Source organism: Musicola keenii, from assembly GCF_014855505.1.
Classification (GTDB): domain Bacteria; phylum Pseudomonadota; class Gammaproteobacteria; order Enterobacterales; family Enterobacteriaceae; genus Musicola; species Musicola paradisiaca.
In genome coordinates, this window is record NZ_JAAWVW010000016.1 from 49,837 (window position 1) to 67,978 (window position 18,142).

The following is an 18,142-nucleotide window of genomic DNA, read 5'->3' on the forward strand; positions in this document are numbered from 1 at the left end:
GACTCGCCAATGAGTGAATTACGCCTGAATCAGATCGCCAAACAGTTTGGCAAGCAGCCGGTACTGCATGGCATCGATCTGCATATTCGCCCCGGCGAACTGGTGGTCTTCGTCGGCCCGTCGGGCTGTGGAAAATCCACGTTGCTGCGCACCATCGCCGGGCTGGAGCAACAAGACAGCGGCCAGATTCTGCTGGACGGCCGGGATATTTCCCGCCAGCCGCCGGGCGCCCGGGAAATGGCGATGGTGTTCCAGTCCTACGCACTTTATCCACATATGACCGTGGCGGACAACATGGGCTTCGCCCTCAAGATGGTGGGCATGCCGCGTCAGAGCATCGACGAAAAGGTGCGCCAGGTGGCCGATATGCTGCAACTCACGCCATTGCTGCAACGCAAACCGGCGGCCTTATCCGGCGGACAGCGTCAGCGCGTAGCCATCGGCCGCGCCATCGTTCGTCAACCGCGCCTGTTCCTGTTTGATGAACCGCTGTCTAATCTGGATGCCAAACTGCGCACCCACACCCGTGTGCAAATCAAGGCGCTGCACCAACAACTGGAGGCGACCATGATTTACGTCACCCACGATCAGGTGGAAGCCATGACGCTGGCTGATCGCATCGTGGTGTTGCGCGACGGTCGGATAGCCCAGGTCGGCACACCGGAAGCGCTGTACCACCAGCCCGCCAATACCTTTGTGGCGGGGTTCATCGGTACGCCGGAAATGAACATCTTCCCGCTCTCGCCGCAACAACCGGCGCTGCCGTGGTTACAACACATTGCACGGGATCCCCGCGCCGTCACACTCGGCGTAAGGCCGGATGCGTTCGAGATCAAACCGGGCGGCGGCGTTTTTCAGGTCGATTTGGTGGAAAACCTCGGCGCGCTGTATCACCTGCATGGTCATTTTATTCATCAGCCGGGCGTGACGGCGGTGGTAGAAAGCCGTCACCCCGCGCATACCGGCAGCCAACTGGCGTTACAGGTCGCGCCTGAGCGTTGTCATTGGTTCGATGCCGAGGGGATGCGCCTGCCCGACCTCCCCACCACTCACCGTCAGACGCAGGAGCACTAAATGGAGCTGGATATTCTGGGCAGTGGCGAAGCCTACGACTGCCGCCGGGTCAATGCGGCTATTCGCGTGACGGAAGCGGGCTTCAGCCTACTTATCGACTGCGGCCCCACGGTACCGCCGGCGCTGTGGCAACGGCGCTTAGCCGCTGATGACATCGACGCCGTCTATTTTACCCACTGCCACCCCGACCACGCACTCGGCCTGACGACCTGGCTCAACTGGTGCGAGTCCTGCGGGCGTACTGCGCCGCTACGCATTATCGCACCGCGTCGGCAACAGCCTCAGCTACAGCAGTTGGCAGATTTCGCCTTCTGGCCAACGGCCAAACCGCTGTTCCCGATCGACTGGCTGGAGAGTGAAACACTGACGCAGCTCGGCCCATGGCAATGCCGAACCGCCGCAACCCGGCATTCGGTTCCCAACCGCGCGTTATGGTTGCAGGGACGCCAGGGCAGCCTGTTCTATAGCGGAGACGGACAGTTGACGCCGGAAGCCGCGGTGCTGATGGCGCAGGCAGACTTGGCGCTGGTGGAGTGTTTTTCGCTGTCGGAGGATCCCAACCCGTATCACGGCAATTGGCCGCTGACGCAAACCTTGTCGCGTAAAGCGGGCGCGTTGCTGGGGTTGTACCACATCGAACAGTCGCAACGCGCCGCGTTTAAACCGGCAACCGCGACAGCACCCGACGTCTTCCTGGCGGAACAGGGCGATCGCGCGTACTGCCTCGCCGGGCAGTGGCACCGCCAACCGGGAAACTGGCATGAATAGAAAGCGCATCACGTCGATTGACGTCGCCCAATACGCCGGGGTGTCGACATCCGCCGTCTCCCGTACCTATTCCGCGCCGGGTAAAGTCAGCGCATCTACCCGTGCGCGGGTGCTGGCAGCGGCCGATGCCTTGGGCTACCGGCCTAATCAGCTAGCACGGGCGTTGGTCAATTCCGGCCGTCAAGGCTCCGGCATCGTGGCGGTGGTGATGGGTGAATTCGATAACCCGTTCCAGCCCTGGATGTTCGGCCTGTTGACGCAGGCGCTGCAACAACAGGGGCTGGTGCCGATGCTGGTGCATGTCACCGAACAATGCGATATCCGCGCCCGGCTGCAGCAAGCGCTGTCCTGGCAGGTGGAGGCCGCCATTATTTCGGCGGGCAGCCTGTCGCAGGAAGCCACCGAGCGTTGTCTGGAACTGGCGTTGCCGATGGTGCTGATGGGCCGGGAAGATAAACGGGAGACCGTCACGGCGGTGTTGTCCGACAACCGTATGGCGGGCGAACTGGCGGCGGAATATCTGGGTGCGCAGGGATTGACGCAGCTGGCCTACATCGGTGGCCGGCAAGATGGACAGGCGTCACTGGAACGGCTGGCGGGCTTTCGCTCCGGCCTGACTCAGCGTGGGCTGTCGGCACCGGTGGTGATGGAAAACCGTGACTATGCCTACCACAGCGGTTATCAGGCCATGCGCCGGTTGCTGCGCGAACACCCGGACATCGAGGGCGTGTTTTGCGCTTGCGACGCGCTGGCCTTCGGCGCACTGGATGCCCTACGTCTGAATGGCGGCCAGGTGTGCCAGGTGGTGGGATGCGACGATACCCCGCAGGCGGCATGGGAAGGCTATCGCCTGACCACGGTGCGTCAACCGGTGGAACAGTTGGTCGCGCAAACCATCCACCATCTAAAGCGGGTACTGAGCGGCAACTCGCCCACCGGGGCAACAGTACGGATGACACCGACGCTGATCGTGCGTTAACGATGTGTAGCCACCGGGCGGTTTTTACTTCACGACGTTACCAACAGCGGCCTGGATAGAGAAATATGGCATAAAACAGCCATCGGTCTTGGTACCGATGGAATAGCCGCAGTAGGATCAGGGACGATTTTTGTGGTTAAACGAAGGAGGCTTACGATGTACATAGCGTATGACAGGTACAGAAATCCACTCGACACCGGCTGTCAGGTCATGCTGAACGGTTCACGGCGGGTGGGCACTATTGCGGCCATCCACGCCGACAACCTCACGCGCGATCAGGTGCGTCTGGCGAAATGCGTCGAACTGAAAGGCGTCGAGGGTTACTTTGCGCCGGAAGAACTGATGCGGCTGGGGCGTAACCTGGGCGAGCCTCGCCGCCATGCGTGACCCCGCCTGATTTCATCTTTCTCCCTGCCATCGGGCGATAATCCGTCGCCCGATGACTACTTCGCCGGAGAGTGCAGTTCCATAAATTCCAGAAAACGCTGCACCATCGGGATGCTGGCGCTGCGCTTCAGATAGCTGACGGCAAAAGTACGCTTAATCGGCACGCTCACCGGCCGGATTTCAATGTCGTGGCCTTTCAAGCTCGATGCGACGGAAGCGCAAAGAAACACCACGCTGGCATGGTGCATCACCTGATCCATGATGATATCGAGGTTACTGCACTCCCGGTAACAGGTATTCCCAAACCCTTCGCGAGCGAACACCGACGATACTACCGCATACTCCCCCGTCCCCTTCTGCGGTACCATCGGCCGTTCCGCCGCCAGTTGACTGAGAGACAACACCGGGTTCGCCGCCAATGGATGCCCGCTCGCCATCACGACCACCAAATCGTCTTCCAGAAATACGGAATGATTAAACAGCGGATCCTGGAGATATTCTTCAAACGGGGTGGAAAGCGAAACATGAATTTCCGATGTGCGTACCTTTTCCAGCAGATCACTGCTAACACCATCGATAAAGGCAAGCTCGATATTGGGGTAATGACGCTGGAACTGGGTCAACAGATCGTAATATTTTAGGCGATTGAACACCGGGATCACGCCCACTAACAGCGTGCCATCGGAGCTTTCCTCATACGACTGTGCGAATTGCTCAACCTCATAATACTCCCTGATGAGCGGGTTGATCTTTTCATCAAAGGCCTCACCAAAGGCCGTCAGGGAAAATTGTCGGGTCGTGCGGTTAATCAGTTTATTATTCAACTCCTGTTCAAGCCTGGATATTTCCTGCGAAAGAAACGCCTGAGAGATATTGAGAGATTGAGCCGCTCGGGTGAAACTCCCATGTCTCACCAGCTCATGATAATAAAGAATACGCTTTATACTTATCATAGATATTTATTTATAGCATTAACGAATAGTAATTATATTGAAAAGCAAAAATTCTGTTGTGAGTTTAAGCACATTTGTATTCTTTTCCCCCATGATAAACATAATACTTCATTGCCGATGAATGCATAGAAAAATAGTTTCCTCAACAACAAACCTATTTTTAGCGGCAATGTAATTCATCGGTTAATAAAATAACAAAACTGTTAATAACATTTACCCAAATAACAATGATACGAAGGACCCTTGCATGAATCATCCTACCTTCAAGGCCATACTACTGTCTTCTGTTTTTACCGTCGGTACCGGGCTGGCTTATGCCCAAACGACGGACAATACCCGCGAGTTATCGTTTACACCGCGTCTGCCGGTGGTCAAACTGATTTCCGACGTCGTCTACTCTCAGGTGCCGATGCGCGGTTATGCCAACGTGGCGCTGAAAATGGATATCCTACAGCCGGAAGCCAAAGCGCCGCAGCCCGCGGTGCTCTTTATTACCGGCGGCGGCTTTATCAATGCCAATAAAGACAACTATATTCAGCAGCGCGTGCAACTGGCGGAGGCAGGCTACGTGGTCGCCAGCATGGAATATCGCGTAGCGCCGACGGTTATGTTCCCGGCGCCGCTGGAAGATGTGAAATCCGCGATTCGTTTTCTGCGCGCCAACGCCGGTAAATTCGGTATCGATGCCAGTCACATCGCGGTGTTCGGTGCCTCCGCCGGCGGCTATCTGTCGGCATTTGCCGGCGCCACCAACGGCGACAAACAGTTCGATAAAGGAGAAAACCTTAATCAGAACAGCGATGTACAAGCAGTCATCGATTTTTACGGCCTGTCAGACCTGACGCGGGTGGGCGAAGGCTTCCCGGACAATGTAGTGCAGAAACACGCATCCGCCTCCTCGACCGAAGCTATCTGGGTCAACGGGACGTCGGTCTTCAATGAAGGTGGCCCCATCACCCGCTTCCCGGAAAAAGCTGCTGCCGCCAATCCCATCAACTACATCAGTAAAGCGACGCCGCCATACCTGATCATGCACGGTACCGCCGATACCGTCGTGTCGCCCCACCAGACCGAACGTCTGCATCAGGCGCTGCGCGAGAAAGGGATCGAAAGCAGTTACTATCGGGTAAAAGGCGCTGAACACGGTGGTATTTACTGGCTGCAACCGGAAGTCATGCAAACGACGATCGCCTTTCTGAATCGCCATTTGAAACACTAATCGGCACGTTTTTTCGGGTTGCGTCAATCTACGCGCAACCCGAAAGTCATGATTGCTATCATTGCGATAACAAAAAAACAGCATTCCCCGGCTTAATCCGATTTTATTTATATTTTCCCGCAGTGAAATTGAGATAAGTCATAACGCATCATTTAAATATTTATGTAATTTTGCCACCGCATCAAAATAACAACATTAACCCTCCACAATTATTTACACCAAGACGTCATATTTTATTATTCAGAAACATTCATTATATGATCGAAAACAATTATCGTTTTTTGCAATTATTTTTATCTGGAATTACAAAAAATTAAATGTGACTTAAAACACATATTATCGATACAGCCACATGTTCCAATAAACCTAATTAACGCACCCTATTTAAATAATTATTTATTCCGGAAGAATGTGACATTCCAACAAAGCCATTTTTACACCAATAAAATAATTGGCTGTCTACTACAGAGTCGTTATACGTGCTTTTAACTCGTTTCGATTGCGTTTTATTCGCTGCGCATTAACGGCACAAATATTCAGAGATACTGCTTCAAGCTACATTATTATCTGGAAGGTTATTTTATGGAGAATTATACCCGCCGCCGTTTTATTGCCATTATGGGCAGTGCGATGATGGTTTCCGGCAACAGCCCCCTGGCCGTGGCGGATGCCACCGCACCGGCGACACCCGAAGCCACGAGCGGCCCGCGCCCCGTCAAGTACGGCATGTTGCATAATGAATTGCGCTGTATCGGTTGCAAGGCTTGCGTGACGGCCTGTAAAAAAACCAATCAGGTTCCCGATGGCGTCACCCGGCTGGAAATTCTGCAAACGGTGGATATCCCCGCCACCGACAACAGCAAACCCATCAAACAGTTTTTCCGCAAATCCTGCCAGCATTGCGATAACCCGCCTTGCGTTTCGGTCTGCCCGACCGGCGCCTCATTTAAGGATGCGTTAACCGGCATTGTGGACGTTAACGATAAGCGCTGCGTCGGCTGCCGCTATTGCATCGCCGCCTGTCCTTATCATGTGCGCTTCATCAACCCGGTCACGAACACCGCCGACAAATGCAATTTTTGCCGGGAAACCAATCTGGCCGCCGGCAAAAGACCGGCCTGCGTAGAAATCTGCCCGACCAAGGCGCTGGTATTCGGCGATCTCAACGACCCGGAAAGCGACATCTCAAAGATGATCAAGAGCAACCCTATCTACCGCTCCAAAGTCTATCTGGGCACTGGCCCGAACCTGTATCGCATCCCCGGTAAATACGGAGACACCGAACATGCATAACGCCTTCCATTTCAGTTCCCTGGTCTGGGACTGGCCGATTGCCGTCTACCTGCTGCTGGTGGGGATCTCATCCGGCATGATGGTGCTGACACTGCTGTTCCGGCGCTATCTGCCCGCGGAGAACCAGCACGCCAACCCGCTGATTGCCGCCACGGCGATCGTCGCGCCGCTGTCGGTGATCGTCGGGCTGGTGATCCTGATATTTCACCTCGCCCGCCCCGTCACCTTCTGGTACCTGATGGTCTTCTATAACCCCGGTTCCATTATGTCGTTGGGAGTGATGCTGTTTCAGGTGTACATGCTGGTGATGTTCCTGTGGCTGGCCAGTCTGTACCAACAACCGCTGCTGGCCTGGAGCGCTCGCCATCTGCCGGGCGCCCTGCACGGTTTGCTGAACGGCATCGTTACGCGAGTGACCCGCAGCATGAGACCGGTGGAAAATCTGCTGCTGGTGCTGGCGTTATTGCTCGGCTGTTACACCGGTTTCCTGCTCTCGGCGTTGAAATCCTTTCCGTTACTGAATAATCCGGTGTTGCCGGTGCTGTTTCTGGTCTCCGGCGTCACCTCCGGGGTCGCGGTGCTGATGATGGTCGGCACATCGGCGCGTTGCCGCCGCGCCTGCCCGCAAACGTTGCACCTACTGCATGCGCTGGAAAAACCGATCGCGCTGATCGAACTGTTCCTGCTGTTCGCTTTCTTCATCGGTTTGCTGCTGGGCGGCGGCCAGAAGACGGTGGCGGCGCAGGTGGCGCTGAGCGGCTTCTGGGGCGGCGTGTTCTGGATCGGGATTATCGGCATCGGCATGCTGGCGCCATTGGCGGCGGGCAGCCTGCCGGCACTACGTCGCAGTAGTCCGCACCTGCCGCGGATTGCCGCCGGCCTGACGTTGCTGGGCGTGTTCTTGTTGCGCCTGTTCGTACTGTACGCCGGGCAGATGACGGTGGCCTGACCATGAACGGCTCCCGTGCGCTTTTCTGGCTGGCATCCACTGCATTTTTCATGCAGTCGCTGGATACCACCATGCTGTATGTCGCCGTGCCGGCAATGGCGCGATCGCTGCATCAGCCGGTACTGCACATGGAGCCGATCGTGTTGGCCTACATCATCACCGTCGTGGCCTTTACGCCTATCAACAGCTGGCTGAGCCAGCACCTGGGGGAGCGCCGCACCTGCCTGGTTGCGTTAACGCTCTTTACCGGCGGCGCATTGCTGTGCTTTCACGCCGACTCAGCCTTCCATCTTGGGCTGGGGCGCGTTATTCAGGGAACCGGCGGCGCCTTGCTGCTGCCGGTGATCCGCACGCAGGTGTTGAGATATACCCCCGCCGATGCTCAGTTGTCGTTCCTCAACCGCATGACCCTGCTCGGTATGTTCGGCACGCTGGCCGGCCCACTGCTGGGTAGCTTGCTGACCGACTGGCTATCATGGCGGGCGATCTTTATCGTTCCCGTTCCACTGTCGCTGCTGTGTTTATGGCTGGCGTGGCGCACGCTGCCGACGGATATCGGCCGTGTCGAACGTCGGGTTGGGATACGCAGCCTGCTGCCGCTGGTCGGCATCCTGCTGACGCTGACCCTGTTGCTGGTGGCGGCGCCGCGACACCTGTTGTCGATGCCGGTCATCGCGCTGCTGGGGTTGGCCGGCATTCTCTGCACCCTGTTCTATCTGCGCAGCGATCTGCCGGGGCGCGAAGCCCTGCTGCCGGTGTCTCTGTTCGGCATCCGCTCGTTTTACGTCGGCGTCTGGGGCGGCGTGCTCACCCGGCTGTTGCTGGCCTCGCTGCCGGTGGTGATGTCGCTGGTGATCCAGACCTCGCTGGGCCTGCCGCCAGCCACCGCCGGGCTCATCATGCTGATGTTTTCTGCCGGCGCACTGACGGCCAAACTGATGTTCGAGCCGCTAATCCGTTGGCTGGGATACCGCAACCTATTGATTTACGCCACATTACTGGCTTCCTTACTGGTTCTGGCCCTCGGTATCGCCATCCAGCGGCATTGGCTACCGATGATTGGCGGCTGTGCCGTCGGCATCGGTGTGCTGACCGCGTTGCTGCACTCGGCGGAAAGTACGCTGGCTTGCAGCCATCTGAACCACGATACCTACAACAGCGGCAACAACATCATGATTCTCAGCCAGTTGATCGCCGTCATGCTCAGTATGGCGCTGACCTTTCCGGCGCTACGCCTGTTTTCCCGGCTGGAACCCGTACTGAATATCAACCATTTCAGCCTGCTGTTGCTGCTGCCTGGCATGGGATTACCGCTGAGTTGTCTGTTGTTTCGCCACCTCAGCCACGAAGAAGGGAAAACGTTGTTGCCGCCCTAGCCGGTGCGTTTTCCCGTTTGTTGATGATATCCACTAAACAGAGTGAATGCGCGTTATGAAGAAAAGTTCCATGAAATTATTGGGTTGCCTGTTGCTGATCACCGGTGCGGCAGTCGCGGAAGACGCTGGTCAGTTCAAAGCCGGCACCTACTCAGCCACCGGACAAGGCATTGGCGGCGACGTGACGGTTACTCTGGAAATCGACGCGAAAGGCGTAGTGCAGAAGGCCACGATCAATGCGCCTGACGAAACCCCCGAAGTGGGAGGCGAAGCCGCCAAAGAGCTGGCGAAAACCATGACGGAGAAGAAGACCATCAACGTTGATGGCGTCTCCGGCGCCACCATGACCAGCGGCGCGGTACATGAGGCTTCCCAGGCAGCCTACGCGCAAGCCAAAGCGCAATAAATACCGGGCGACGCGCCGGTTTTCGGGGCGTCATTCCACGCATAAAATAAAAGGAAAATAATATGGTTCAATACCGAAAAAAACTCCTTGCGGCTCTGTGCCTTTCCGTTCTGGGAATCACGTCCGCCCAGGCTGCAGGGCAAGCCGAATCTGCGGCTGAACCGGCGAAAAACGCCGAGGCGGCCAAACCGGTCGACATCCCTAAAAGCGCTGATGTCGTCATTATCGGCGCGGGTGCCGCCGGCACCGCTGCAACCATGGCGGCCGCAGAGAAAGGCGCCAGCGTCGTGCTGTTGGAAAAACAGCCCGTCGTCGGGGGCACCGGCAATTTCGCGGAAGGTATCTTCGCCGCCAACAGTTCGATGCAGAAACGCCAGGGGATCGTGGTTACGCCCGACATGGCGTTCAAGACCATCATGGAATACAGCCACTGGATGGCCAACCCTTATGTGGTGCGCACCTTCGTGAACCGCTCCGCCGATACCATCGAGTGGGTGAAATCCAAAGGCATTAAATTTGAATACATCGGCCCCGGCGGGCCGGGCGGGATGCTGACCTGGCACGTTATCGACGGCCCCGGCCACGGCCGCCACCTGATCAAGACGTTCCATGAACAGTTCAAAAACATGAAGGTGACAACGCTGGTAAAAACCGCGGGTAAAGACCTGGTGATGAAGGACGGCAAAATTACCGGCGTCATCGCGGAAGGCAGTGACGGCAAACCGTTCCAGATCGATACCAAAGCAGTGATTATCGCCACCGGCGGCTATGCCAATAATAAAGAGATGCTGCAGAAATACGTTGCGGTACCGGACACCATCATGGTGGGCAACGTCGGTAAAGATGGCGACGGCATCAAAATGTCGTGGAAAGCCGGCGCCAAGGAAGAAGGTATGGGCGTCGTTCAGGCGTATCGCCCCGGCCTGCCGGACTACGCGCCCAACTCCCAGATGCTGGCCGCCGCTCGTCAGCCTTATCTGTGGGTAGACAAGACCGGACGCCGCTTCACCGATGAATCCATCGTCATTATTTGGCCGCACGCCGGTAACGCGCTGTCCAAAGCCGGCGGCGTCATGTACTCGGTATTTGACGATGAAACCCGTAAACATGTGGTCAACGACGGTATCGACGTACCGATCGGCGAATGGGTTATCGCCAATACCAAACTGGTGAAATTTGACGACGAGTTCGCCAAAGAAAGCCAGAAAAACCGCGGCTTTGTTTTCAAAGCCAACACCCTTGATGATCTGGCCAAACAGATGGGGATTGACCCAGCCGTGCTGAAACGCACCGTTGAGGACAATAACCGCTACGCGGCTCAGAAACGCGATGAAATCTTCAATAAAAACATGGACTATTTGCGCCCAGTTAAAACAGGCCCATTCTATGCCGTGAAGATGATGCCGGCGGCGCTTGGTACGCTCGGCGGCGTGAAGATCAATGAGAAAATGGAAGCGGTCAGCCCGAATGGCAACCCGGTTCCCGGCCTGTATGTGACCGGCAATGATGCCGCCGGTATGTACGGCGATACCTACGACCTGCTGCTGGGCGGCGGTACCTTCGGCTTTGCGCTCAATTCCGGCCGCATGGCAGGGGAAAACGCCCTCGATTACATCCATTTCACCAAGAAGTAACGGCCTGCCGTCCCCCGCCCGCCGGGGGACGTTTCACACCTTGCGAAAAGTTAAGTTGAAGCGGACTTCATCCGACATACCGGTCGGCAGCGGCCCGCTTTTCAACGGCAAAATAGCGTGATAACAAAGACGCGCCGGGCCGCCCCACACCACTGCATCGCCGTGGGACAGCATCTTACGCTGGCAGGGTTCGCTGCGCGTCAGCCCGCCAAACAGGAATACGGCGCTCAACCCCAGCGAAACGGAAACGATGGGCTGGGCCAGATCCTGCTCGTCCTTGTCCTGATGCAGCGACAACGTTGAGCCCACCACGTAACGATTAATCAGACACGCATCCGGCACAAAATCAGTAAACCCAGCCACAGAAGCGGCTGCGCCAGCCAACGCGGAAAAACACGCCGGCATCGTCGGCCACGGCCGCCCGGTCAACGGATCCTGTTGCGTGTAGCAATATCCCTGCGCATCACTGACCCAACCGAACCGGCCGCAGCTGCTCATTGCCACCGACATGGTATAGCCGCCGGGTGTCGACATGTGACGGAACGGCGATAACTGCACGACCCGCGCGATCTCCGCCAGTAGCCCTCCCGCGTCAGCCCAGGCGAATCCGCGCAGGATCGCCGCACCTTCCGTCAAACTCTCGGTGCCGCATTCAGGCGGTTCGTCGGCAAACAGATCCAAATTCATGGCGACTCCTGAATAAATAACCAGTACCATCCAGTGTACTCCAGCACGATGCTGTTTGCCCATTGCCGTTAAATTCCGAGGATCTCCGCCAATGACGACATACTATGCTCCGTTTGACGAAAATCTTGCACGTTCTCATCTTGCCGCCATCGACGATCGTTGGGAGCGGCTGATCGCCGGCGTCGGCCATATTCGTTTTGCCAGCCGCCCTGGTCAGCAACCCTACGAAGCATTGATTCGGGCTGTCGCCAGCCAGCAGTTAAGCAACCGGGCGGCCGCTGCCATCATCATTAAACTGCAAAAACAGTTCGCGATGGAGGAAACCGGCTTCCCTTCGCCGTCGCAACTGGCGGAGTGCCCGTCGGAGCATTTGCGCCAGTGTGGTTTCTCTAGCCGCAAGATCGATACGGTACAAGCTATCGCCCGCGGTGCGATCAGCGGGCTGGTGCCGGATCGCGCCAGCGCCGCCCTCATGGATGATGACACGCTCATCACACAATTATGCACGCTGCACGGCATCGGGCGTTGGACGGTGGAAATGCTGCTAATCAATACATTGGAGCGGATGGATATCATGCCGGTTGATGATCTTGGTATCCGACAGGGGTTTCGCTACCTCTACCAATTGCCGAGCGACCCGAGCCGCAAGGAAATGCTGGCGTTGAGCGCGCCTTGTCAGCCCTACCGCACGTTGGCGGCCTGGTACCTGTGGCGCATTCCCCACATGCCGGATTATGCGGAATTCCGCGCCTCGCTGCGCGGTGCCTGAGTGTGCAGTGCAGCGAAGCGCATCGGCTCCTATACCCCACAATCATTCCCGTTGCAGGGCACCCGCTTTGCGCGGTTGAACACCATAGACGTGGGCTTTTTTAGGACCAGGCGTATACAGAGCCTTGTCACGCGGCAAGCAAGTAAATCGCGATGATCTGACTGCAGTATGTGATACGGATAAAGGCCAAATCTGCCGGGAACGAATTTGAACGCTGCGAGCTACAGCCCCAAAACGGCGAGGCCCATAGATGGCCCAGTAATAAAACCCATGCACCAGCAACTTGAAGTATGGCGGAGATATATACCTCGTCGAACCTGACTATTTAATTCAAATAACAATAAGAATACTCATGCAATAACCCCTGATTATTTAAAGGTTATTAATTTCACTCTGGCTCGCTTCTTATTTTTACTTAATTAAATTAAATAAATATTTTAGTATGTTTATTACTGGTTAAGCCCTTCGCAGCTATCTGTAACGACAAGCATTTTCAGGAAAATTTTCCATAAAAACATGACCAGGATTAAAAATAATGTGACCTGCCAACATGGTGATCATAGTGATAAAGCCATACTATGTTGGTGTCTATTGCTTTTGCTACCGGCGCTATAGTGGCAGCACTCGGGAATAATGCCTGTGCAAAAGCCATAGCCAGGAAATATAAGACCTGATTAATCACTCAATTATGCGGGCAAGTGAGAGAAAAAATGTCGAATAAACCCTTTTATTACCAAGAGCCTTTCCCATTAGGCAAAGACCAAACCGAATATCGTCTTATCAGCAGCGACTTTGTCTCCGTCACTCAGTTTGAAGGTCAGGATATCCTGAAAATTCAGCCGGAAGCGCTGACTTTGCTGGCTCAGCAGGCATTCCACGATGCTTCTTTTCTACTGCGTCCAGCCCACCAACAGCAAGTGGCTGATATTCTGAACGACCCCGAAGCCAGTGAAAACGACAAGTATGTCGCGCTGCAGTTTCTGCGCAACTCGGACATCGCCGCCAAGGGCGTACTGCCGACCTGTCAGGATACCGGCACCGCTATCATCGTCGGCAAGAAAGGCCAGCGCGTCTGGACTGGCGGCAATGATGCCGAAGCCTTGTCCCACGGCGTTTACAACACCTTTATTGAAGACAACCTGCGCTATTCCCAGAACGCCGCGCTGGATATGTATAAAGAAGTAAACACCGGCACCAACCTGCCGGCGCAGATCGACCTCTACAGCACTGAAGGCGACGAGTACAAATTCCTGTTCGTCGCTAAAGGTGGCGGCTCCGCCAACAAAACCTATTTGTATCAGGAAACCAAGGCGCTATTGAGCCCAGGTAAGCTGACCCATTATCTGGTCGACAAGATGCGCACGCTGGGCACGGCGGCCTGCCCGCCGTACCATATCGCGTTCGTTATCGGCGGTACTTCTGCAGAAACTACGCTGAAAACCGTCAAACTGGCCTCGACCCATTATTACGATGAGTTGCCGACTGAAGGCAATGAGCACGGTCAGGCTTTCCGCGATGTGGCGCTGGAACAGGAACTACTGGCAGAAGCCCGCAATCTGGGCCTGGGCGCTCAATTCGGCGGCAAATACTTCGCTCACGATATCCGGGTGATCCGCCTGCCGCGCCATGGCGCATCCTGCCCGGTGGGCATGGGCGTTTCCTGCTCCGCCGACCGTAACATCAAGGCGAAAATCAACCGTGATGGTATCTGGCTGGAACGGCTGGAAGCGAACCCTGGCAAATTCATTCCGGAACATCTGCGTCAGGCAGGCGAAGGCGAAGCTGTTCGCATCGATCTCAACAAGCCGATGGCAGAGATCCTCAAACAGCTGTCGCAATACCCGGTATCAACCCGTCTGTCGCTGAACGGTACTATCATCGTGGCTCGCGATATTGCTCATGCCAAGCTAAAGGAGATTTTGGACAACGGCGGCGAGCTGCCGCAATACGTGAAGGATCATCCGATCTACTACGCTGGCCCAGCCAAAACACCAACAGGTTACGCCTCTGGCTCACTCGGCCCGACAACTGCCGGCCGTATGGACTCTTATGTAGATCTATTGCAGTCGCATGGCGGTAGCATGATCATGCTGGCGAAAGGCAACCGCAGCCAGCAGGTGACTGACGCCTGCCATAAGCACGGCGGTTTCTACCTCGGCAGCATCGGCGGCCCAGCAGCGATCTTGGCACAGAACAGCATCAAGAGCCTGACCTGCGTGGAATACCCGGAACTGGGTATGGAAGCGATTTGGAAAATCGAAGTGGAAAACTTCCCGGCCTTTATCCTGGTCGATGATAAGGGCAACGATTTCTTCCAGGTGATTCAGTCTCAGAAGTGCGCCAGCTGCACCGGGCACTGAAATTAATGCATCATCATGATTGACGGATAAGGGGCCGCAGTCGAATGTAAAACTGTTAAATCCGGTCAGGCGGAGAAACGCAAAGGAGAGTATTGCAGTTCCTTCGCCGACATCGGAATTTAGCTGAAAAATATTTGGCTGCCGCCCCTTGCTTGACCGCTCTCATTGCCCCATACCATCCTGCCGCAACATTACGTTCTACCTAAACCAGCCTGGATCTTGCCCTCTCGGTATAAAAACATACGTTGTGACTTACCATCCTGCGGGTATAAAACAGCCTCATCAAAGCGATGCCAGAAACGACGAAGGGCCGTTTAACGGCCCTTTTGTATTTGGTAGCAGCCTCAATCAGCTGGCTTTACGCTCGATATCCAGACGATACTGCACCAGATCTTCAATAGTCAGCACATGCATATTATGCTGTTTAGCAAAAGTGACGACTTCAGGTGCATGAGCCATAGAACCGTCGTCATTGGTCAGTTCACACAACACACCGAACGGTTTGAGACCAGCCAGACGCATCAGATCCACAGTCGCTTCGGTATGGCCGCCGCGCACCAGTACACCACCAGGCTGCGCCCGCAGCGGGAACACATGGCCAGGGTGGTTCAGGTCACTGGCACGCGCATCATCCGCAATAGCGGTTCGAATAGTCGTCAGACGATCCGCCGCAGACACGCCGGTAGTAACGCCCTCGGCCGCTTCAATCGTTACGGTGAATGCGGTCTGATAGTGGCTGGAGTTATTCTCCACCATCATCGGCAACTCGAGTTTCTGACGGCGTTCCTCTGTAAGACATAGGCAGACGATACCGCTCCCGTGGCGAATGGTTAACGCCATTTGTTCAACTGTCATATGCTCGGCGGAGAAGATCATGTCGCCTTCATTCTCACGATCTTCATTATCCAGCACCAGCACACCCTGACCGTTGCGCAATGCGTCCAACGCACGTTCAACACGTTCGGAAGGAGTACCAAATTCGGAAAGTAATGTCTGATTCATGGTAAAAAAACCTCACTGTTAATATGGATTACCAGAATCAGGGCGGACTTGAGGAGTTGCTCTTGCATCAGAAATGCAGAAACAAAATAAATAACGCAGGCAGGCCGAAACCTGACAGATACCGCTACTCTCTCCCATCCGGACTATAACCGTCGGCCCCGGAATTTCACCGGATCTGCTGACCTCTAGACTGCCGAAGCAATCTGAGCGCTCGCGGGCTTCCAGCCTTGTATCAAGAGCTGGTTTACCGCCGGTGGGGAATTACACCCCGCCCTGAGAATAAACGTGTCCACTATAGCGCTAATAACTTGACCGGGCAATCAACAAGCAGCGCTCTAGATCGCAAAATATCAAGAAAAGCCATCACTTTTTGTTTATAGGATACAGAGCAGGCATTACACTTACGCCACGAACGACTCCGTCAAACAGTGCAGGAAAGTGTCATGATTGACCCCAAGAAAATAGAGCAAATCGCGCGCCAGATGCAGGAGGCCATGCCAAAGGGCATTCGGGAATTTGGTGAAGATGTGGAGAAAAAAATCCGCCAGATACTGCAATCGCAGTTAACCAAGCTGGATCTGGTAGGTCGCGAAGAGTTTGACGTACAAACACAGGTACTGTTGCGCACGCGCGAAAAACTGGCGCTGCTGGAACAACGAATGGCCACACTTGAAGCCAAAGCCGCCAACAGCGACACCGTTCCCCAGCACATGCCGGAACAGCAGTGATTACAACTGGGCAGAGCGATGGGCTCTGCCCGAAGTCCGGTTATTTCGCCACCATGGCGTGTTTCCCTGACGGTAGCAGGCACCATAACGCCGCCAACATGCCGACTGCATACAGCGATTTTCCTCCCACCGTTAGCAGCAACAGCACGCAGAGCAGGCTTCCCACACCAGCCATTATTCTGGATCGCCCTTTCAGCAACTTATATCCCGCCATCATGCACAACAGATAGATAAGAATAAAAATGCCATTGGCATAGACGATAAGCTCAGACAACGGCAGACCAACCCAGTAAATAATCAGACAACACAACAAGCAGCAGCAGACGACGGCCGATAACGCATTGACCGGAGCCCGACCGCGAGAAAGCCGAGCCAACGCGCTATTCTCCGGCGCCTGTGACCATACCAATCGAGCAAATCCTTGCGTGTATATGTTCACGCTGGCAAAACAAGCCAGATAACCAACGATACAGGCTACCCAAAGCGCCTGTTCACCGAACAGACTGACGACAATGCCGGGCAAAGACGCCGTCGCCGCTTGCTGCGGGCCATAAGCATCGAAGTGAAGCACGGCCACCGTGCAGCCCCAGTAAACTGCACCGGCCAGTAGCATGCCGATCAACAATGCGCGTGGAAAATCGCGCTGCGGTGATTTGAATTCGGTCGCCAGATGCGCAAACGCCTCCAGCCCAACGAAACACCAGAACATGATCGACAACGCGCCCAGCATCTTTCCCGTATCAATATCTGCTACGGCAATCCAGGGGATCTGCGAGAATTGGATGCCTCCCTTCCACCAGATGGCGACGACCAGCATTACCACCAACAATGCAATTAACGTCTGAACCATTGCGCTGGAACCGGCACTGCGTAATCCCAATAGCCAGATGGCGCCTAGCGTCAGCAACTGTACCGCCAGCAACCCAGAGGAGGAAAAACCAAACGCCGCCTGCCAGAATCCTGATGCGATCTGCATGGCGGCAGGCAACCCGACGGGAATCACTGACAGAAACAGCCACCCGGTAACTCGGGCTAACCGCGGGCCAAACGCCAAGTGCACGAAATGAGCAGCACCGCCCGCATTAGGAAAGTGCCGTCCCAGCGCAGCGAAAGCGATCGCCACCGGGAATACCAATGTAATCAACAATGGCCACGCCCACAGGCTTTCGCCCTGGGCCTGACCGGCAATCAACGCCGGCACGGCAAAAACACCGGTTCCCAACAATGAGGTGGATAACAGCCCAACCCCCTGAATCAATCCTAGTTCTTGTTTTAATGTCGCCTTTCCCGCCACATTTCCCCCTCTCATTCTCCACGACAATAGTGAATTAACCTCTGCCGATGCGCCAATCAGATTCAATAAAATCCACTTACATAAAAGGCGATATTGAACTCACGCCACAGGAGCAAACTAAAAACCTCGCCGACCCTGAAACCGTAAAACCCAGGGTCAAAACAAACCGGTTGGCGACTAGGCTCACAGAACATAAGGCTCAGTGATTGAGTTGGAGAAATTCAGCCACCAACACCTCATCCTACGGGTACCAAAGGTTGACTA

At 55.5% G+C, this 18,142-nt stretch carries 17 protein-coding genes and 1 riboswitch; of the genes, 13 read left to right on the forward strand and 4 right to left on the reverse strand.

Going from position 1 to position 18,142, the window contains the following annotated elements; all coding sequences use genetic code 11:
* Positions 1-9 precede the first annotated feature (9 nt).
* The 4 genes from HEP82_RS15395 (at position 10) to ydfZ (ending at position 3,208) form a co-directional block, all read left to right on the forward strand.
* Positions 10-1,074 (forward strand): ABC transporter ATP-binding protein, encoded by a 1,065-nt coding sequence (locus tag HEP82_RS15395; protein WP_192458893.1) that lies wholly within the window; start codon positions 10-12, stop codon positions 1,072-1,074.
* Positions 1,075-1,842 carry an MBL fold metallo-hydrolase gene (locus HEP82_RS15400; RefSeq protein ID WP_192458894.1) on the forward strand — a complete coding sequence of 256 codons (768 nt, stop codon included), beginning with the start codon at positions 1,075-1,077 and terminating at the stop codon, positions 1,840-1,842.
* Entirely contained in the window at positions 1,835-2,821 is a 987-nt protein-coding gene (locus HEP82_RS15405) for a LacI family DNA-binding transcriptional regulator (RefSeq protein ID WP_192458895.1), read from the forward strand. Before HEP82_RS15400 ends, HEP82_RS15405 begins: the two co-directional genes overlap by 8 nt.
* 156 nt (positions 2,822-2,977) lie before the next feature.
* Positions 2,978-3,208 (forward strand): putative selenium delivery protein YdfZ, encoded by a 231-nt coding sequence (gene ydfZ, locus HEP82_RS15410; RefSeq protein WP_192458896.1) that lies wholly within the window; start codon positions 2,978-2,980, stop codon positions 3,206-3,208.
* A 56-nt stretch (positions 3,209-3,264) separates the two neighbouring features.
* On the opposite strand, the gene HEP82_RS15415 is transcribed toward ydfZ, so the two are convergent.
* A complete protein-coding gene (locus tag HEP82_RS15415) occupies positions 3,265-4,161 on the reverse strand; it encodes a LysR family transcriptional regulator (protein ID WP_192458897.1) in 897 nt (298 codons plus the stop codon).
* Between the two features lie 247 nt (positions 4,162-4,408).
* Here HEP82_RS15415 and HEP82_RS15420 point away from each other — a divergent pair, with 247 nt between their 5' ends.
* The 6 genes from HEP82_RS15420 to HEP82_RS15445 all read left to right on the forward strand — a co-directional run bounded on the left by HEP82_RS15420 (position 4,409) and on the right by HEP82_RS15445 (position 11,038).
* Positions 4,409-5,380 (forward strand): alpha/beta hydrolase, encoded by a 972-nt coding sequence (locus HEP82_RS15420; protein ID WP_192458898.1) that lies wholly within the window; start codon positions 4,409-4,411, stop codon positions 5,378-5,380.
* A gap of 582 nt (positions 5,381-5,962) precedes the next feature.
* The gene (locus HEP82_RS15425; RefSeq protein ID WP_192458899.1) at positions 5,963-6,673 is read left to right on the forward strand and encodes a 4Fe-4S dicluster domain-containing protein; all 711 of its coding nucleotides are present in this window, start codon (positions 5,963-5,965) and stop codon (positions 6,671-6,673) included.
* Positions 6,666-7,622, forward strand: a complete 957-nt coding sequence (gene nrfD / locus HEP82_RS15430) for a cytochrome c nitrite reductase subunit NrfD (protein WP_192458900.1) — start codon at positions 6,666-6,668, stop codon at positions 7,620-7,622. The genes HEP82_RS15425 and nrfD overlap by 8 nt, the downstream gene beginning before the upstream one ends.
* 2 nt (positions 7,623-7,624) lie before the next feature.
* Positions 7,625-8,998 (forward strand): MFS transporter, encoded by a 1,374-nt coding sequence (locus tag HEP82_RS15435; RefSeq protein ID WP_192458901.1) that lies wholly within the window; start codon positions 7,625-7,627, stop codon positions 8,996-8,998.
* A 55-nt stretch (positions 8,999-9,053) separates the two neighbouring features.
* Entirely contained in the window at positions 9,054-9,404 is a 351-nt protein-coding gene (locus HEP82_RS15440; RefSeq protein WP_192458902.1) for an FMN-binding protein, read from the forward strand.
* Between the two features lie 62 nt (positions 9,405-9,466).
* A complete protein-coding gene (locus tag HEP82_RS15445) occupies positions 9,467-11,038 on the forward strand; it encodes an FAD-dependent oxidoreductase (protein WP_192458903.1) in 1,572 nt (523 codons plus the stop codon).
* A 33-nt stretch (positions 11,039-11,071) separates the two neighbouring features.
* Here HEP82_RS15445 and alkB read toward each other — a convergent pair whose 3' ends face one another.
* Positions 11,072-11,725 carry a DNA oxidative demethylase AlkB gene (alkB, locus tag HEP82_RS15450; RefSeq protein WP_192458904.1) on the reverse strand — a complete coding sequence of 218 codons (654 nt, stop codon included), beginning with the start codon at positions 11,723-11,725 and terminating at the stop codon, positions 11,072-11,074.
* 91 nt (positions 11,726-11,816) lie between these two features.
* On the opposite strand from alkB, the gene HEP82_RS15455 reads away from it, so the two are divergent.
* Both HEP82_RS15455 and fumA read left to right on the forward strand, forming a co-directional pair.
* Positions 11,817-12,494 (forward strand): DNA-3-methyladenine glycosylase family protein, encoded by a 678-nt coding sequence (locus tag HEP82_RS15455; RefSeq protein ID WP_192458905.1) that lies wholly within the window; start codon positions 11,817-11,819, stop codon positions 12,492-12,494.
* 710 nt (positions 12,495-13,204) lie between these two features.
* Positions 13,205-14,854 (forward strand): class I fumarate hydratase FumA, encoded by a 1,650-nt coding sequence (fumA, locus tag HEP82_RS15460; protein ID WP_192458906.1) that lies wholly within the window; start codon positions 13,205-13,207, stop codon positions 14,852-14,854.
* A 348-nt stretch (positions 14,855-15,202) separates the two neighbouring features.
* Here fumA and ribB read toward each other — a convergent pair whose 3' ends face one another.
* A complete protein-coding gene (gene ribB, locus HEP82_RS15465; RefSeq protein WP_192458907.1) occupies positions 15,203-15,856 on the reverse strand; it encodes a 3,4-dihydroxy-2-butanone-4-phosphate synthase in 654 nt (217 codons plus the stop codon).
* A 122-nt stretch (positions 15,857-15,978) separates the two neighbouring features.
* Positions 15,979-16,141: riboswitch (FMN riboswitch) on the reverse strand.
* A 158-nt stretch (positions 16,142-16,299) separates the two neighbouring features.
* Between ribB and ubiK the strand changes: the two genes are divergently transcribed.
* Positions 16,300-16,584, forward strand: a complete 285-nt coding sequence (gene ubiK, locus HEP82_RS15470) for a ubiquinone biosynthesis accessory factor UbiK (RefSeq protein WP_192458908.1) — start codon at positions 16,300-16,302, stop codon at positions 16,582-16,584.
* 40 nt (positions 16,585-16,624) lie between these two features.
* Here the strand turns inward: ubiK and yjeH are convergent, their stop codons facing one another.
* Positions 16,625-17,893, reverse strand: coding sequence for an L-methionine/branched-chain amino acid transporter (yjeH, locus tag HEP82_RS15475; protein WP_192458909.1), 1,269 nt, complete (start codon positions 17,891-17,893; stop codon positions 16,625-16,627).
* Between the last annotated feature and the right edge of the window lie 249 nt (positions 17,894-18,142).

What these genes read in the sequence shown, in the direction of transcription:
- HEP82_RS15435 (WP_192458901.1), top strand. Translation starts at nt 7,625, where the DNA reads ATGAACGGCTCCCGTGCGCTTTTCTGGCTGGCATCCACTGCATTTTTC.
- HEP82_RS15425 (WP_192458899.1), top strand. Translation starts at nt 5,963, where the DNA reads ATGGAGAATTATACCCGCCGCCGTTTTATTGCCATTATGGGCAGTGCG.
- yjeH (WP_192458909.1), bottom strand. Translation starts at nt 17,893, where the DNA reads ATGAGAGGGGGAAATGTGGCGGGAAAGGCGACATTAAAACAAGAACTA.
- ydfZ (WP_192458896.1), top strand. Translation starts at nt 2,978, where the DNA reads ATGTACATAGCGTATGACAGGTACAGAAATCCACTCGACACCGGCTGT.
- ribB (WP_192458907.1), bottom strand. Translation starts at nt 15,856, where the DNA reads ATGAATCAGACATTACTTTCCGAATTTGGTACTCCTTCCGAACGTGTT.
- HEP82_RS15440 (WP_192458902.1), top strand. Translation starts at nt 9,054, where the DNA reads ATGAAGAAAAGTTCCATGAAATTATTGGGTTGCCTGTTGCTGATCACC.
- alkB (WP_192458904.1), bottom strand. Translation starts at nt 11,725, where the DNA reads ATGAATTTGGATCTGTTTGCCGACGAACCGCCTGAATGCGGCACCGAG.
- HEP82_RS15415 (WP_192458897.1), bottom strand. Translation starts at nt 4,161, where the DNA reads ATGATAAGTATAAAGCGTATTCTTTATTATCATGAGCTGGTGAGACAT.
- fumA (WP_192458906.1), top strand. Translation starts at nt 13,205, where the DNA reads ATGTCGAATAAACCCTTTTATTACCAAGAGCCTTTCCCATTAGGCAAA.
- nrfD (WP_192458900.1), top strand. Translation starts at nt 6,666, where the DNA reads ATGCATAACGCCTTCCATTTCAGTTCCCTGGTCTGGGACTGGCCGATT.
- HEP82_RS15395 (WP_192458893.1), top strand. Translation starts at nt 10, where the DNA reads ATGAGTGAATTACGCCTGAATCAGATCGCCAAACAGTTTGGCAAGCAG.
- HEP82_RS15405 (WP_192458895.1), top strand. Translation starts at nt 1,835, where the DNA reads ATGAATAGAAAGCGCATCACGTCGATTGACGTCGCCCAATACGCCGGG.
- ubiK (WP_192458908.1), top strand. Translation starts at nt 16,300, where the DNA reads ATGATTGACCCCAAGAAAATAGAGCAAATCGCGCGCCAGATGCAGGAG.
- HEP82_RS15445 (WP_192458903.1), top strand. Translation starts at nt 9,467, where the DNA reads ATGGTTCAATACCGAAAAAAACTCCTTGCGGCTCTGTGCCTTTCCGTT.
- HEP82_RS15455 (WP_192458905.1), top strand. Translation starts at nt 11,817, where the DNA reads ATGACGACATACTATGCTCCGTTTGACGAAAATCTTGCACGTTCTCAT.
- HEP82_RS15400 (WP_192458894.1), top strand. Translation starts at nt 1,075, where the DNA reads ATGGAGCTGGATATTCTGGGCAGTGGCGAAGCCTACGACTGCCGCCGG.
- HEP82_RS15420 (WP_192458898.1), top strand. Translation starts at nt 4,409, where the DNA reads ATGAATCATCCTACCTTCAAGGCCATACTACTGTCTTCTGTTTTTACC.